At 46.4% G+C, this 17431-nt stretch carries 15 protein-coding genes; all 15 read right to left on the bottom strand.

Annotated elements, in window-relative coordinates; genetic code table 11:
* Positions 1-101: 101 nt before the first annotated feature.
* The gene (locus EJP77_RS13070) at positions 102-4418 is read right to left on the bottom strand and encodes a PolC-type DNA polymerase III (RefSeq protein WP_127199695.1); all 4317 of its coding nucleotides are present in this window, start codon (positions 4416-4418) and stop codon (positions 102-104) included.
* 237 nt (positions 4419-4655) lie between these two features.
* Positions 4656-6107, bottom strand: coding sequence for a proline--tRNA ligase (gene proS, locus EJP77_RS13065; RefSeq protein ID WP_127199694.1), 1452 nt, complete (start codon positions 6105-6107; stop codon positions 4656-4658).
* Positions 6108-6201: 94 nt separating this feature from the next.
* The gene (gene rseP / locus EJP77_RS13060; RefSeq protein ID WP_127199693.1) at positions 6202-7473 is read right to left on the bottom strand and encodes an RIP metalloprotease RseP; all 1272 of its coding nucleotides are present in this window, start codon (positions 7471-7473) and stop codon (positions 6202-6204) included.
* Between the two features lie 116 nt (positions 7474-7589).
* On the bottom strand, positions 7590-8729 hold the full coding sequence (locus EJP77_RS13055; protein WP_127199692.1) for a 1-deoxy-D-xylulose-5-phosphate reductoisomerase: 1140 nt from the start codon (positions 8727-8729) through the stop codon (positions 7590-7592).
* Positions 8730-8764: 35 nt separating this feature from the next.
* The gene (locus EJP77_RS13050) at positions 8765-9568 is read right to left on the bottom strand and encodes a phosphatidate cytidylyltransferase (protein ID WP_127199691.1); all 804 of its coding nucleotides are present in this window, start codon (positions 9566-9568) and stop codon (positions 8765-8767) included.
* A gap of 21 nt (positions 9569-9589) precedes the next feature.
* Entirely contained in the window at positions 9590-10357 is a 768-nt protein-coding gene (locus EJP77_RS13045; protein ID WP_127199690.1) for an undecaprenyl pyrophosphate synthase, read from the bottom strand.
* Positions 10358-10426: 69 nt separating this feature from the next.
* Complete coding sequence (gene frr, locus EJP77_RS13040) at positions 10427-10981, bottom strand: ribosome recycling factor (protein WP_127199689.1); 555 nt, start codon at positions 10979-10981, stop codon at positions 10427-10429.
* Entirely contained in the window at positions 10981-11709 is a 729-nt protein-coding gene (gene pyrH, locus EJP77_RS13035; protein WP_068619280.1) for a UMP kinase, read from the bottom strand. The genes frr and pyrH overlap by 1 nt, the downstream gene beginning before the upstream one ends.
* 166 nt (positions 11710-11875) lie before the next feature.
* The gene (gene tsf, locus EJP77_RS13030) at positions 11876-12526 is read right to left on the bottom strand and encodes a translation elongation factor Ts (protein ID WP_127199688.1); all 651 of its coding nucleotides are present in this window, start codon (positions 12524-12526) and stop codon (positions 11876-11878) included.
* Positions 12527-12652: 126 nt separating this feature from the next.
* Positions 12653-13351 (bottom strand): 30S ribosomal protein S2, encoded by a 699-nt coding sequence (gene rpsB / locus EJP77_RS13025; protein WP_127199687.1) that lies wholly within the window; start codon positions 13349-13351, stop codon positions 12653-12655.
* A 191-nt stretch (positions 13352-13542) separates the two neighbouring features.
* Entirely contained in the window at positions 13543-14178 is a 636-nt protein-coding gene (locus EJP77_RS13020) for an endolytic transglycosylase MltG (RefSeq protein ID WP_127199686.1), read from the bottom strand.
* On the bottom strand, positions 14175-14741 hold the full coding sequence (locus EJP77_RS13015) for a DUF6115 domain-containing protein (protein WP_127199685.1): 567 nt from the start codon (positions 14739-14741) through the stop codon (positions 14175-14177). The genes EJP77_RS13020 and EJP77_RS13015 overlap by 4 nt, the downstream gene beginning before the upstream one ends.
* Positions 14742-14849: 108 nt before the next feature.
* Complete coding sequence (locus EJP77_RS13010) at positions 14850-15164, bottom strand: hypothetical protein (RefSeq protein ID WP_127199684.1); 315 nt, start codon at positions 15162-15164, stop codon at positions 14850-14852.
* 27 nt (positions 15165-15191) lie between these two features.
* Positions 15192-16604: a flagellar assembly protein A gene (locus EJP77_RS13005; RefSeq protein ID WP_127199683.1), complete on the bottom strand. Its 1413-nt coding sequence runs from the start codon at positions 16602-16604 to the stop codon at positions 15192-15194.
* Positions 16605-16640: 36 nt separating this feature from the next.
* A complete protein-coding gene (locus EJP77_RS13000; RefSeq protein ID WP_127199682.1) occupies positions 16641-17429 on the bottom strand; it encodes a FliA/WhiG family RNA polymerase sigma factor in 789 nt (262 codons plus the stop codon).
* Positions 17430-17431: the final 2 nt, after the last annotated feature.

Raw genomic sequence — 17431 nt, 5'->3', positions numbered from 1 at the left:
AGTAAGAGACCCTGACTGCACCAGCCCGGAGGCCTTGTGCCATGAGGAATTGGGCAGCTTAAGAGAAGACCCGAAGGCTGTCTAATAAGGCAATCTTTTACCTAAAACAAGGAAAGCTGGTTGCTCTCAGGCAACCCTCTGAATACCCCCATTTGGCTCAAAAGCTCAACAACGGTCTTACTGGCTTTGGACTTCTGCTGGAAGTCCTCGATCGAGAGGAACTCTCCTTGATCCTTCGCAGCTGCAATATTGCGGGCGGCATTATCACCAATCCCTGCAAGGGCGGAGAATGGTGGGATCAAGGAATCCCCATCCACAGTGAACTTCAGCGCATCCGAACGATACAAGTCGATATTCTGGAACCTCAGTCCTCTGGCCGTCATTTCCAGTGCCATCTCCAGCATCGGGAGCATATTTTTCTCCTTAGGCAGCGCCTGGAATCCCTTTTGCTCGATTTCTTCAATTCTACGATAGATCGCTTCGTACCCTTGACACATCAGCTCGAGATCAAAATCTTCAACACGAACTGTGAAATAGGTTGCATAGAATTCGATCGGGTGATAAAGCTTAAAGTAAGCCGTACGAACAGCCGAGATAACATAGGCCGCCGCGTGGGCTTTCGGGAACATGTACTGGATTTTGAGGCAGGAGTCAATGTACCACTGAGGCACTTTGCATTTCTTCATCTCATCAATCCACTCGGGCGGCAGACCTTTACCCTTACGTACACTTTCCGTGATTTTGAAGGCAAGACCTGCGTCCATACCCGCTTTATAGATCAGGAAGAGCATAATGTCATCCCGGCACCCGATTACGGTCTTAATGTTACATGTATTATTCTTGATCAGCTCTTGTGCATTGCCAAGCCACACGCCTGTTCCATGGGACAGTCCCGAAATCTGCAATAAGTCTGCAAAAGAGGACGGCTGTGATTCCACCAACATTTGCCGTACGAACTTGGTTCCCATCTCAGGTACCCCGTAAGTAGCTACAGGGGTCCGAATTTGCTGCGCTGTTACACCAAGCGCCTCTGTAGAGTTGAACATACTCATGACCTTCGGATCATTCATGGGGATGGTCGTCGGATCTACTCCCGTTAAATCCTGGAGCATTCTCATCATGGTCGGATCATCATGACCCAGAATATCAAGCTTAAGCAGATTCGCATCGAAGGCGTGATAGTCAAAGTGAGTAGTCTTCCATTCTGAGGATGTATCGTCAGCCGGATACTGGACCGGCGTTATATCATCTACCTCCATGTAATCGGGAACGACTACGATACCACCCGGGTGCTGACCGGTGCTTCGCTTAACGCCTGTACAACCTGAAGCCAGACGGTTCAGCTCGGCTGCACGCCACTTTTTGCCATGATCCTCTTCGTATTTCTTCGCAAATCCGAATGCAGTCTTCTCGGCAACTGTACCAATTGTACCTGCACGGAATACGCTCTTCTCCCCAAACAACTCTTTGGTATAGTTGTGGGCATGTGGCTGGTATTCTCCCGAGAAGTTAAGATCGATATCGGGGACTTTATCCCCTTTAAATCCAAGGAACGTCTCGAACGGGATATCCTGTCCTTCTCCCTTCAGCTTCCCGCCGCATTTAGGGCAGGGCTTGTCTGGAAGGTCAAAACCGCTCGGAATACTTCCGTCCAGGAACCATTCGCTGTATTTGCACTCTTTGTTCAGACAAAGATAATGGGCAGGCAGCGGATTAACCTCAGAAATTCCAAGGAATGTAGCTACCACAGACGAACCAACCGAACCCCGGGAACCAACCAAATATCCATCCTGATTGGATTTCTTAACAAGGCGCTCAGAGATCAGATAGTTGGCGGAGAACCCGTATTTAATGATAGGCTCAAGCTCTTTCTCAAGCCTTGCGACCACCACTTCCGGCAGTTCTTCTCCATAAAAAGATTTCGCCGTATCGTAACAGGTCTGCCGGATTTCCTCGTCCGCCCCGTCAATAATAGGCGTAAACAGCTTATCCGGGAAAAGCTCTAATTCCTCGAAGGATTCAGCCAGCTCCGATGTATTTCTCACCACAACCTCAAGGGCTTTCTCTGTTCCAAGGAACTCGAATTCCTTCAACATCTCTTCCGTCGTGCGCAGATGGGCATCTGGCTTACGGATATCCTTAAGCGGGCTAAAGCCAGTGATTCCGTGAATTGCAATATCTCTATACAGCTTGTCTCGGGGCTCCAGATAATGCACATTACCTGTAGCAATAACCGGCTTGCTCAGCTTCATCCCGATCTCACACACTTTACGAACGGCAGTTTCGAGTTCTGCTGGGCTGCCAACAAGTCCTTTCTCCACGAGATGCATATACATGGTAAGCGGCTGAATCTCCAGCACGTCATAGAACTGAGCGACCTCCTCAGCTTCTTCCACCGACTTATTAAGCACGGCTTCGAAGAACTCGCCCTTTTCACATCCGGATATAATCAGGAGACCCTCACGCATTTCCACCAGTTTGGACTTTGGAATGCAGGGCACACGTTTGAAATACTGAGTGTGGGACAAGGAGATAAGCTTAAATAGGTTCTTCTTACCTACCGCATTCAGCGCATAAATGCTGCAGTGAAATGGACGTACATTGGACAAATCTTTACCGACATGATCATTCAGGCGATCCAGCATCGTAATCCCCTGAATCTTAGCGGCATCTTCGAGCAAGCCAATCAGGATCTCACCAAGCGCAACCGTATCATCAATGGCCCGGTGATGATTCTCAAGGGAGACTTTATATTTGGCCGCCAGCGTATTGAGGCGGTGATTTTTCAAAGTTGGGTACAGCAATCTGGCAAGTTCAAGTGTATCCAATACAGAGTTGCTCAGAGGCTCCATATTCAAATCTTTAAGCTTCGCATTGATAAAGCCAACGTCAAATCTGGCATTATGGGCCACAAGAACGCCATCTCCGGCAAACTCGATAAATTCCTTCAGTACAGGCTCCACATCTGGGGCATCCTTAACCATGTCATCATTAATGTTGGTCAGCTGCTGTATGTTATAAGGAATACGTTCATGAGGGTTGACGAACGTCGCGTAGCGGTCAATTTCTTTGCCTTCTACCATCTTGATCGCAGCGATCTCGATAATGTTGTTCTGTGTAACTGAGAGACCCGTAGTCTCTATGTCAAATACGATATACGTTGCTGTCTTCAGCTCTAACGGACGTGGTTCAAGCACAACAGCCACATTATCATTGACTACATTGGCTTCAACGCCATAAATCATCTTAATTCCGTTCTTCTTCGCCGCCTTCGCAGCATCAGGATAACACTGAACGCCACCGTGGTCGGTAACAGCTATTGCTTTGTGGCCCCATTTTGCAGCCATTTTGACATATTGATCAATTGGAGTTACAGCATCCATAGTACTCATCGTTGTATGAAGATGGAACTCAACCCGCTTCTCAGGAGCATTATCCTTGCGTCCGGCAGGCGCTCCAACTTCCGTTAGATCTGAAGGGATCATCACAAGCTCGGGAATCTGCATGAAACGATCATATTCGATTCGTCCACGTGCCTTCACCCATTTACCATTAGCCAGCTGGCTCATGATCTTAAGATCTTCCTTGTTCTTGGCGAACATCTTCATCTGCAAAGAGTCACTAAAATCAGTCAGGTAATAAGTAAAGAGTGTGCTTCCATTACGAAGCTCTTTGCTCTCCAGACCAAAGATGGTACCCTGAATCGTAATCTTTTTCTCTTCATCCTGAATGTCCTTAAGAGGTGTTGGCTGTTCCTTGATTTCATAACCAACCTGAAGTTTGACCACTTCCCCACTATCATCGTCAGGCTCTGGCTCAGGTTCCATACTGGTCATCATCTGCTGAATAACTTCACGCTCTTCCTCGACAATCCGCTGCTGGAATTCTTCAAATGCTTCATTACGACCTTCACCTGTCTGAAGCTTTACCCTTAAAGGAAGTGCAAAATAAGTCTCATAAAAGGTCACTACCGCCCGGTCTATCCCCTTCTTCTTGGCAAGCTCAAGTGAAGTCGCATCACTCATGGAGATAACAACCAGGTCCTGCTCAACCTCAAAAGTCGCTCTTGTCATCCATCCGTTAACTGAAGGGACCTCTCGTTGAACCCACTCCAGAAATAGCTTCCAATACTCCTCAACGATCTGTGTGCTTGTGATCATACTGGCATATTTAAACTCAAAATTAATTTTTGAGATATGCTGCATCCTCTCCTGAACCTGCAGACAAAATGTCCGATAGACCTGGCCAGGCACCAGTGTTTCTTTATGAATAACGATCTTCCATTCTTTATTACTTCGACTTACTTCTACTTTCTCAATCCATCCATCCAGGAAATGGGCATCAATTAAAGCGCCTGGAATTTCCGTCTGCTTCATCAAGAGCTCAAACCGTGTTCTTTTGTCCCCCGCTTGGCTCATGTTCCCCTCCCCTTCTTACCACAATGTACTTTTAACTCTTTAACAGGCTTACACTCATAAAAGCTTGATCTAGTGCTTTCTCCATCAATTCGATTGAGGGAATAAAAGAGGCCCCCAGACCGAGAGTTGCGGGCATACTTGCCCAATCAACATACTGCCGGAAGCCCCCTTTGTAATATGTGCAATGCAGATGACCTGCCAACTTAATAAGCTCCTCTATTCAGGACGCTTATTTTTTTAGTAGGCTCTGGCAAATAATACGGTATGCTTAGCTTGCTCGCCGCACACGAGACACGTATGCTTCTGTACCTCTGTCTTGAAAGGAATGTTGCGGCTCGTTGCTCCAGTCTCACTCTTCACGGTGTCCTCACAAGCTTCCGACCCGCACCAGCCAGCAAGGGTGAAGCCGCGTTGTTCTTCCACTTTGGCTTTCATCTCATCCAGAGAATCTACCGAATAGAAATTCTCCTCCCGGAAGGATTTGGCGCGATTATACATCTCTTGATGAACCTGCTCCAACATAGCTTGAACTTCCTCTACAAGATTAGCTTGCTCAACTACCTTCTTCTCGCCGCTGATTCTGGATACTAGAACACATACTCCGTTCTCCATATCACGAGGTCCAATTTCAAGACGGATCGGAACTCCGCGCATTTCATATTCATTGAACTTCCAACCAGGACGTACATCAGCACGGTCATCAATACCTACACGGATACCGGCTTTCTTCAGCTCACTGAACAACTCATCCGCTTTGCCCACAACCAGATCACGAGTCTTAGGAGGACCGATCGGAATGATCATAACTTGCTTAGGAGCCACTTTAGGTGGGAGAGCAAGGCCTCTGTCATCCCCGTGGACCATGATCAAAGATCCAATTAGTCGTGTGCTGACACCCCATGATGTGGTGTGAACATACTCCTGTACATTTTCACGATTCAGATATTTGATCTCAAATGCTTTGGCAAAGTTAGTACCGAGATAATGAGAGGTGCCTGCCTGAACGGCGCGACCATCCTTCATCATTGCTTCAATCGAGAAAGTATCTACTGCACCTGCAAACTTCTCTGATGGAGTCTTCTGACCTACAATAACCGGAATTGCAAGATAATTCTCTACAAAGTCACGATAGATCTCCAGAATCTTCATCGTTTCCTCACGAGCTTCCTCTTCATTCTCATGCGCCGTATGTCCTTCCTGCCAGAGGAATTCACTTGTGCGAAGGAATGGAAGGGTACGTTTCTCCCAGCGAACTACATTCGCCCATTGATTAATCAGAACCGGAAGATCACGATAAGACTGAATCCATCTTTCATACATATGCCCGATCATGGTTTCCGAAGTCGGACGGATAGCAAGACGCTCTTCCAGCTTCTCGCCCGCAGCTTCAGTTACCCAAGGCAGTTCAGGGTTAAACCCTTCCACATGCTCTTTCTCTTTCTGGAAAAAGCTCTCCGGGATGAACAAAGGGAAATATGCATTCCGGTGCCCAGTCTCTTTGAACCGGCGATCCAGCTCCTGCTGAATATGTTCCCAGATCTCATAACCGTCCGGCTTAAATACAATACAGCCGCGGACAGGTGAATAGTCCATAAGATCCGCTTTCTTGATTACATCAATATACCAGCGCGAGAAGTCCTCCTGCTGGGGCGTAATTTCGGTCACAAACTGTTTATCATCGTTCGCCATAAGAAACGTTGTCCTCCCATTAAATAACCCATAATTTCAATATGGATTGAACTAAAGACTGCTTGATCGATTCCTTTAGTTCAATTCCATAAGTCTATCCATTAATCAAACGCAAAATATCATTGTATGTCACTGCAATCATCAACAGGAACAGCATCGCGAAGCCAATGAAATGCACCATGCCCTCCCGGCTCGGATCGACCGGCTTGCCGCGAAGTGCCTCAACTCCCAGGAAGACCAGACGACTTCCGTCCAGTGCCGGAATAGGCAGAAGGTTGAAGATTCCCAGATATAAGCTAAGAATGGCCGCCCAGTAAGTCAACTGTACAATCCCTTGCTTGGCGATTTGACCTGTAACTTCGAATGTACGAACGGGTCCGCCTAGATCATTCATGTTGAATTTGTTAATCAGCTGCTTGAAGCCGAGAAAGATCGCATCTGTTGTATTTACCATATCCTCACCAGCCGTTTTGAAGGTTTCTCCAAAAGAAGCACTTCGGGTCGGAAATACTGGAGTAACGCCTACTTTCCCACCTTCCTGACCTGCCATTTCCCTAGGTGTAAGGGTTACACTTATAGGTCCACCATTTCTGATTACAGTCCAGTTCATGGGTTTATCTTTGGAGGCGGAGATTAGTTTGATCATGTTCTCCCGATCTGCCCCAACCTTAACTCCATTGATTGTGTCTATAATATCACCCTTCTGCAAATGAGCTTCATCTGCCGGCATACCTTTGGATACTTCACCAATTTCCAGATAGGTGGGATTCTCAATTTGAATTCCCGCCATCTGTGTATGCAGAGCGAACAAAATAAACGCCAGAATAAAATTCATTAAAGGTCCAGCAAAGATGGAGAGTGCACGCTGTCCAACGGTTTTGCTGCCATACTGCCGATCCCTTGGGGCAATCTGTGTTTCCTTCCCTTTTGCAATTAACACAGCCTTGGGGTCCACTTGATAGGTCTGACTATCCCCATCCACATCAAGAATAATCTGAAGCTTATCTTCCAGATCTGCAGACTGAACTTCACCTCGAATTACGTTCTTTCGGTTATCCAGCCTGTCCAGATAAATCTTGGTCACCGTTTGACCCGAAAGCCGAAGTGCAATAGTCTGACCAGGCTGCACGCCTACCAGCTCCGGATCTTCACCTGCCATACGGGCATAACCCCCAAAAGGCAGAAGTCTAAGTGTGAACTGAGTCTCATCCCGCTTATAAGAAAAAAGTTTGGGGCCAAAACCAATCGCAAATTCGCGCACCAGTATACCGGCGCGTTTCGCAAAGTAATAGTGTCCCCACTCGTGAACAGTAACGATGAGAAAAAACATCAGTACCGTCAGAAATATAATCTGCAGCATTTCCAATCGAGAGCATCCTCCTTTGTTATCAGGTCGCTGTGTATGATTACCCTGCTAATTCTTCACCATTCATACTACTTCCGGACCGGAGTATCCAAGACTCTCTACTACCAGACCAGTCCCTATAAAAGGGAAGCTGTCTCCCTGGCCCAACGATCCGTCTCATGGATCGCTTCAAGATCAGGGCTTGCCACCACCTTATGACGTGACAAGGTTTCTTCGATGATAGATTCAATCTTCAGAAACGAAATTTCCCGGTTCAAAAAGCGGGCAACTGCAATCTCATTTGCTGCATTAAATACAGATGGAGCCGTACCACCTATTTTACCACATTCGAAGGCCAGTCTTAAACATGGGAATCGGATGAAATCCATTTCGCGAAAGTTCAGACTGCCGATCTCGGCGAGGGATAACCGCGGAGTCTTGGACACCCAACGATCAGGATAGGTTAGAGCATACTGAATAGGTACGCGCATATCCGGATTACCCAGCTGTGCAATGATGCTGCTGTCTTGGAACTCAACATAGGAATGAATAATACTTTCCGGATGAAGCAAAACGCCGATCTGCTCATAGGGAAGATCAAATAACCAGTGAGCTTCAATCACTTCGAGACCCTTATTGACCATGGTTGCTGAATCAATTGTGATTTTTGCTCCCATAGACCAATTGGGATGCTTAAGCGCGTCCTCAACAGTTACGTTAGAGAGCTGTTCTCTAGTCATTTCACGGAACGAGCCTCCGGAAGCGGTTAATGTGATTTGTGCGATATCGGACTTATTCTCCCCATTGAGACATTGAAAAATAGCCGAATGCTCGCTGTCGATCGGCAGTAGAGAGACCCCTTTGTCTCTTGCCAACGAGGTAACCAAATGACCTGCTGTGACAAGTGTCTCCTTGTTGGCAAGGCCAATAGTTTTCCCTTCTTGAATAGCAGCAATGGTAGCCGGAAGACCTGTACTGCCGACAACTGCAGTGACTACCGTATCGGCATCCGTCCCCGCTGCGATTTCAATAAGCCCTTCGGGTCCATAGAATAGCTGCACACCCTGAGGCAGAAAAGGTCTAATCTCATCTGCAAGCGCTTTGCTTCCAACAGAAGCTTTCTTCGGATTAAAGCGTTTCACCTGGTCTAGGAACAACTCCAGATTAGTGCCGGCAGCCAAACCTTCAATTTGGAAACGATCCGGGTATGCGGAAACGACGTCCAGCGTTTGTGTACCAATAGAGCCGGTTGAACCGATGACTGACAGTTTCTTCATAACATACCTCTCATCTCTTTGCCAAAGTAACATTTTTAGTTGAAGGGAAGCAGCATTAGAATATGTACAAACGGAAACACCGTGATCCAGCTGTCACACCTGTCCAAAATCCCGCCGTGACCAGGAAGCAATGTTCCTGAATCCTTTATTCCATATACTCGCTTGTATGCGGACTGTACCAAGTCTCCCAGCTGGCCAACCACAGCTGCCGAGGCACCAATCACGACAGCAAGACCAATGGATAATAGTCCGCCAGAGAATACGGCGAATAAGGAAGCCGTTATAATAGCGATAAGGACACCACCAAGCGCCCCTTCCACCGTTTTGTTAGGACTGATAGCCGGCCACAATTTATTCTTCCCCCATTTGCGCCCTGTAAAATAAGCCCCCGCATCACTCGCCCAAATGGAGAGCAGCAAAAGAAAGGTCCAGAATAACCCATGTCCATCAGGCGTATTACGGGATTCCGCTATATAGGAGAATCCAACACCCACATAGACTGCACCTAGGAAGTGCATCGCTACATGGTTAATATTAGTAGAATTCTTTGTAAATACGGTAACAAACAAAAATAAAAGCATTAACAGCCATATAACTTGGAGCGGCTCAGGCAGGAAAGGACTACCCAGCAGCTTCCACGGAAATACGAGCATAATGACACCGATGAAGCCAAGTAATGCTGTTCCGCTCCAAGGCAGCGTTTTGGTCATACGAATAAATTCATAGTAACCAATAACTGACATGATCAGAATTAAACCATGATACCAAAGTCCACCGGCGAGGCAAGGCCCCAGAAATAACACGCCCGCAATTAGGCCTGTAATGATTCGCTGCTTCAAAGATGTCCACCTCCGTCCTGCTTAAGATAACCCGCCGTACCGCCGCGTTCTTCTCTGGAACTCAGCGACAGCTTGAAATAAATGATCTTTGGTGAACTCCGGCCAATAGATGTCCGTGAACCAAAGCTCACTGTATGCCAGCTGCCATAACATGAAGTTGCTGAGCCGGAGCTCGCCACTTGTACGAATTAACAAATCCGGATCAGGAAGCTCAGAGGAGTGAAGATGGGCCCCTATCCATTCTTCTGTGACATCATCGGGAGAGAGTGTTCCCGCGGCTATCCCCTTGGCAGCTTCCTTAAATGCATCATTAATTTCGCGTCGGCTGCCGTAGTTCAGTGCGAAGTTAAGAACCAGACCTGTATTATGTTTGGTACGTCTCATAGCTTCTTCCATAGCCGCAATCGTATGCTTGGGAAGCTCTTCGGGATGTCCCATCATTTGAATTCGTACGTTCTTCTCAATTAGTTCTTCCAGCTCAATCGCCAGAAATTCCTCAGGAAGACGCATCAGGAAGTCCACTTCATCCTTGGGTCTTTTCCAATTTTCTGTTGAAAAAGCATACAGCGTCAAAAATTTAATACCTATTTCGTCCGCTGCGATCGCAGCGCGTTTGACAGCTTTCATTCCGTTCTGGTGTCCAACAATTCGCGGCAAGCCGCGACGATTGGCCCAACGTCCATTGCCATCCATAATGATGGCAACATGACTTGGAACGTTGTCCTTTGACAAGCTCGGAAGAGTCTGCTTTTGTTCTTTTTTCCACCAGGATTGAAATACTTTAATCATTCCTTTTCCTCCAAGCGGTGATGAAAAAGAGACAAACCCCACCATATAAGGAGGGGCCGCTCACGTCTCTTAAACTTCCATAATCTCTTTTTCTTTCGCAGCGAGCACTTTGTCAACTTCCGCGATAAATTTGTCAGTCGTTTTCTGAATATCGTCCTGATGACGACGGGACTCGTCCTCAGAAATATCCGTCTTCTCGAGCTTCTTAATATCATCATTGGCATCCCGGCGGATATTACGAATAGCCACCTTAGCTTCTTCACCGTACTTCTTCGTTGTCTTTACAAGTTCAATCCGGCGCTCTTCTGTAAGAGGAGGGATCGACAAGCGAATGGTGACACCATCGTTAGCCGGTGTAAGACCGAGATCAGACTTTTGAATCGCACGCTCAATATCAGCCAGGGATGATTTATCCCAAGGTTGAATCAGCAGTGTACGGGAATCCGGCGTGTTAATGTTAGCCAATTGATTGAGTGGAGTAGAAGCGCCGTAATATTCCACATGCACCCGATCAAGCAGAGCTGGAGTAGCACGTCCGGCACGAAGAGTCAGCAAATCTCTCTTCAAGGATTGAATAGCTTTATCCATGCGTTCTTCGGCATTCTTCTTAACCGATTGTGGCATTAGTCTACACTCCCTTTAACGATTGTGCCAATTCTCTCACCAAGAACGACACGTTTAATGTTGCCTTGCTCCGTTATCGCGAATACGATAAGCGGGATGTTGTTGTCCATACACAGCGAGGATGCTGTTGAATCCATTACACCCAGGTTCTTGCTGAGTACTTCCATATAAGTCAGCTGCTCGAATTTCTCAGCAGTCGGATCTACAAATGGATCAGCAGAGTAGACACCGTCTACCTTGTTCTTAGCCATCAGTATAACTTCGGCTTCAATCTCTGCTGCACGAAGAGCTGCAGTCGTATCCGTTGAGAAGAACGGGTTACCGGTTCCTGCTGCAAAAATAACGACGCGTCCCTTCTCAAGATGACGGATCGCTCTCCGCCGAATATAAGGTTCAGCAATCTGCTGCATGGCGATCGATGTCTGAACCCGTGTAGGTACGTCAATCTGTTCTAATGCGTCCTGCAGGGCAAGCGAGTTCATCAGAGTAGCCAGCATCCCCATGTAGTCCGCAGTTGCACGGTCAATCCCTTTGGCGCTGCCTGCAATACCTCTCCAGATGTTACCGCCTCCGCAGACAATGGCAACTTCCACACCAAGCTCAACGACCTCTTTGACCTGCTCTGCAATGGAGGTAATGGTTTCGGCATCTATACCGTAGCCGTTCTGTCCGGCTAAAGACTCTCCGCTGACCTTTAAGACAACACGTTTAAATACAGGCTGTTCCAATTGCAAACCCTCCACTTTAAATCACCGATTTCTAAAGGCCTTTTAGTTAAAAAAGAAGGAACACGGCGTGTTCCAGTCTTTTTTAGAATCCATTTAGTTATATTATACGCTTTTGCGAATGGATCTAAAATATAAATATTTCAGTCCTCCAGCAAAGATAGAATGGTTAGTTTTTAACTTGGGACAATACTTCTTCTACGAAGTTGTCGACTTTCTTCTCAAGGCCTTCACCAAGCTCATAGCGTGCAAAACGACGGATCGAGATGTTCTCACCAATCGTGCTGATTTTCTCGTTAAGCAATTGAGAGATAGTTTTGTCCGGATCTTTGACGAAAGATTGCTCAAGCAAGCAATATTCTTCGTAATATTTACCAATACGGCCTTCAACCATTTTTTCTACGATCTTCTCAGGTTTGCCTTCGTTAAGCGCTTGTGCTTTCAAAATTTCCTTTTCTTTCTCAAGCTCTTCAGCCGGCACTTCTTCACGACGAATGAATTTAGGGTTAGATGCTGCAATGTGCATAGCGATGTCGCGTGCGAACTCTTTAAATTGATCAGTCATAGCTACGAAGTCTGTTTCGCAGTTAATTTCCACAAGCACACCGATACGTCCGCCAGCGTGAATGTAAGATTGAACAACACCTTCTGTTGCGATACGGCCTGCTTTGTTTCCTGCAGCAGAAAGACCTTTCTCACGAAGAATCTCCATTGCCTTCGTAAGATCACCGTTAGCTTCTTCCAAAGCTTTCTTGCAATCAAGCATACCCGCGCCTGTTTTTTCGCGTAGTTCTTTTACCGCTTTTGCATCTACTGCCATGAGTATAACCTCCATCAATTTTAGTGGGAGTAAATCTTAATTTTATCCTTTAAAAAAAGGGTAGTGAGAGGTTTTAGCACCTACCAACCACCCTTTTTCATTTAATTCAACATTTATTGAAGCTAATTAAGCTGTAGTTTGTTCGCCTTGGTTCGCTTCGATCACAGCATCAGCCATTTTACCTGTCAGCAATTTAACAGCGCGGATCGCGTCATCATTACCTGGGATAACATAGTCGATTTCGTCTGGATCACAGTTCGTATCAACGATACCAACGATTGGGATACCCAGTTTGCGGGCTTCAGCAACCGCGATACGCTCTTTGCGAGGATCAATGATAAAGAGTGCACTAGGCAGACCCTTCATGTTCTTGATTCCGCCGAGGAATTTCTCAAGACGATCTTTCTCCTTACGAAGAATGATAACTTCTTTCTTAGGAAGAACTGCGAAAGTGCCGTCCTCTTCCCATCTTTCCAAAGTCTTCAAACGATCAATACGTTTTTGAATAGTTTGGAAGTTAGTCAGAGTACCCCCGAGCCAACGTTGGTTAATGTAGAATTGACCAGCGCGCTCAGCTTCTTCTTTAACAGAATCTTGAGCTTGCTTCTTAGTGCCGACGAAAAGAATTGTTCCATTCTCTTCAGCCACACTTTTCACAAAGTTGTACGCTTCCTCTACCTTTTTGACTGTTTTTTGCAAGTCAATAATGTAAATACCGTTTCTTTCAGTGAAGATATAACGATCCATTTTTGGGTTCCAGCGACGTGTCTGGTGACCGAAATGAACGCCTGCCTCAAGCAGTTGTTTCATGGAGATAACTCCCATCTTCACACACCTCCTAATTGGTTTTTTGTATGATGCCCTCCGCTGATGTCATCTCCCGTTAAAACTTCCATAATGGAAGCACCGTTAACGAAATCAGTCAGCGTGTGTTTTAACACCGTCATTTAATATAACATAATTGAATTCGCCTTGCAATATAATCTCGATAATCAAAAAAAGCCGTTCCAGGAAGGTTATTTCCCGAAAGGCTTTGATGTAATTTTGGATATAATCGATGACAAACTTTCACCTGGTTTAAAAGTATAAGACCCTGTCTGCAGGCTGTAATTCGCTTTGCTATCGATCGCAGTCTGAATGAAGGCACTCTTGTCAGAGATGACTCCCGCGCTCTTGAGGCCGTCTGCTACCTTGGACAGATTATCTCCGGATGAGATTTTAAAAGGAATCTGTTCCGGCTTACTAGGTTCAGCCGCCTTAGTCGTCTTTGGAATATTCACTTTGGGAGTGCTGGGCGTACTGGCAGAATCCGTCTTATCCGGATCAGCCGGTGTTTTAGGTGATGAAGTGGATTCTGGCGCTGCAGGAGTCTTGGACGATGAAGGAGTTTTCGGATCTGTCGGCGTGTTCGTCTCCGTCTGATCTTTCTTCTGGCTTTCTTCTTTGGTCTTAGCCTCCCACTCCTGTTGGGTTAGTACCTGCTCCGTTCCAGCATAGACCTTCATGCCAAGTCGCTCAGCAGCCTCTTGGACCTGCTGCTTGGTCAGAAGCTGGGTAGCCTCATTCCCCTGACCGATTAGCATGATTTGCAGCAAGAGGGCGCCTAGAATCAGCCCTACACCCAAACCAACCATAAATGTTCGGTTCTTCATGAGGGAGACTCCTCCTTGCTTGCAAGCTGCAGGATAAGCTGAACTTCACCGCGCTGCAACTTAAGTGCCTTGGCGATGCCATCAATAGATTTACCTTGATCATATAGATCGAATAGCTCGGGGTAACGATCTCGAACCCTATTACGCGGAGCAACGATCTCCTCCTGGGCTGGTGATTCCACTACTGGAGTAGCAAATGCTTCCTTGCTGGCAGCTGCTTCCTTGCTGTTCCCCAAGTGCGTAGGCATAGATTCCAGCTTTCCCACCCTGGATTCTTGCAATGACGTGATTTTCTCCACTTCAAGCAATCTGGAACGCAGCTCGGCAACCTGCTCCTGCAGTGATAACTGCTTTGAGGTTGTATCTTGTTTGAGCTCAGCCATAAGCTCAATAATTTCTGTATTTTCCTTTTCGATCTCGGTCATATAGTGTTCTAATGTAGCCTCTACGTCAGCGGCTCCACTTGATACTTGCGCCCCACCTGACTTGCGTGATGGAAGAAACAAAGCATAACCAATAACGGCCGCTCCCAGCAGAACAATATAGAACCATGGACTTCCCATTGGCATATTTCTCACCCAATTTACTGTTTGTAGTTATAAGAAAAGCACCTATAGGTGCTTTTCTTGTTAAATGAAAGAATTCAAACTTTACGGCTGTTGTTACCGCCATTATAAAGAGAGATCTAGATGATGTCCTTTAAAAGGATGCTCGGCTGCTCTATCTTTCTCCTGTTCAGGTGTATCCTCCCCCTGCTGACGGTTCCTATCTTCACGGGAAGGATGTTGGTGATCATCTCTAATGGAAGCATGAGTGGATTCATCCACCTGTGCACTACGCCTCCGCTCCCGATCACTGCTCTTGATGTTGTGATCCTCTAAAGCGTGTTGATGATGCATAGGTCTATGCATGGCATCCTGCTGGATCCGGCCGGCTTCGCTCGTCCGTGGCACTGCAATTTGCAATTCAACCGATTTGAAATCCATGAGATCCCTCCACCCGGAGATAAGGAATTAGACGTACGCAGACATTGATATATCGCCTTCACTATAATAAAAAGTCATGCGGGATATCGGGTCTTTAATAAATTTAGTATAGCGTCCGATCACAATTTTGGAGCCGCCATAAATCATTTTCAGCACATGGACTTTAGCTTTGCTGGTGTCCTCGAGTGATTTCTCGATTTCAAGCATTCGCTCTTTGATCTCAGCCTGCTCCCTTAAATGCTGTTTCTTGGTTAAGCCGAGTTTGGCTCTCATTTGCATCTTCTCCATATTTAGCTTCCCTACGGATGCCAGCTGATCAAGGAGAGTAAGAGCTTTATCGGTCTTGTCCAGGCTCGCCAAATTCTCCTTAAAGTGATTTCTTAGCTCAGCCAGCTCGTTGCGAAGCTCAGGCAGAACACCTACTTCCACTGTTGTGGTCGTAGACATGGGATTACCTATAATCCTGGCAATCACTTTCTCACCGGCTTGAATGTTACCGCCTACAATAAGTCCCTTTGAACCGCTGCAGATCACATCCCGGCCTGCCCGAATATTGGAGTGCATTATGCTTTGAGTTACCAGCACATCTTCACCGGCATAGACATTGCCGTCTTGGATGAAACCGCTTTTAACGTTATGGCCGGCCTTGATATGTCCCTTGTTATAACCGATAATTCCGCTCGTAATTTCAATCGATCCCCCGGCTTCCAATTCAGCTCCCTCAACCCCGCCAATTACACGAATGTCTCCTGCAGCTGTGATTCGGAATCCGGTTAACACGTTACCACGAACGATAACCGTCCCTACAAAGTTGATGTTACCTGTGTTATAGTCGACGTCCCCGTTAATCTCGTAGATAGGAAAAACGTTGATTTTCCCTTTGTCCGTTCGGGTTACGAGCCCGTCAATAGCTGCATATAAAGCTGTCTGTTCCGGGTTAAGCACAACATTTTTACCGATCTTGAATCTAGCCTCTTTACCTGGCTTAAAAGGAATCTCTTCCCCGGTAACAGCCACCCCCGCTTTGCCAGGGACAGGTGGAACAAGCTCTGCAATAATCTGTCCCCGCTGCAAGTTATTTAGGCGGACTACATCCTTGTAGTCCACACTTCCGTCTTCATTCTCATTAGGACCGTGCTGCTCCTGATCAAGAGGTATCGCATATCTAATGAATCCATCCTCTCCTTTGACAGGAGCTACGCCCTCCGCAATCTGAGTGGGCTGGAATGCAGAGCCAGCAGGGTTAGCTATAAAGCGATTCAAGGCATCCAGCTGAATCCCGTAATTAATTCCGTTGACTGATAAAAAGTTCTGCAGCTGTTCGATACTGCATGTGAAGCCCTCTTCATCCTTAATCAATTTGAGGAAGGCCGCACTCTTATCCTCTGAGAATGTTATGCTTAAATATTGCTTTAAATCCAAATCTACATGCTCACCCATCCCAAACTCCCTCATTCCTTAAATTCATCTAAAACTCTAGTCATCTTGCATTAACAGATCCCGCTGTTTATCCAAGCTGCCACGAAGCCTTAGGATCGCTTTGGAATGCAACTGAGAAATTCTCGAAGGGGAAAGTGACATGACCTCCGCAATTTCGCTTAGTGATAAGTCTTCATAATAAAGTAAAGAAACGACCGTACGTTCTTTTTCAGTCAATTTCTCGATTCCCTTAGTCAGTGATTCTTTTAAATGAAATTCACGGACTTTATAGTCCGGATTCTTGGCTTTGTCATCAACGAGAACAGAGAGTCTAGTCTCTGATTCTTCTTCCCGTATTGGGTCCTCCAAGGAACAGAGGGTCATAACTGCTACTTCCTGAAGCATGTGCTGAAACTCTTTTATTGAAACATCTAGATGCTTACTCATTTCCTCATCGGATACTGTACGAAGATACTGCTGTTCCAACTGCTGGTAACCTTCTTCGATTTTCTTAGCTTTCTCTCTTACAGAACGGGGAACCCAGTCACCCTGGCGAAGCCCGTCCAATATTGCACCGCGGACTCTCCAAGACGCATATGTCTCAAATTGCAACCCGCGTTTGTAATCAAATTTCTCAACTGCGTCAATGAGTCCCATTACACCATTACTGGCTAAATCATCTTTGGATACATTTTTGGGAAGTCCCACAGCTAACCGGCCTGACACGTAATCCACGATCGGAAGATGCTTCTCAATCAGTGTCTTTTTTGCCTCGATATCGCCGTGTTCCTTCCATCTTTCCCAGAACTCAGCATAATTAAGAGGCATTGATTTACGCTCGTTCAATT

Origin of the sequence: Paenibacillus zeisoli (genome assembly GCF_003994465.1) — a bacterium.
Lineage (GTDB): Bacteria > Bacillota > Bacilli > Paenibacillales > Paenibacillaceae > Fontibacillus > Fontibacillus zeisoli.
Note: the sequence above shows the minus strand (reverse complement) of the source record. Positions and strands in the feature narration are given on the sequence as shown.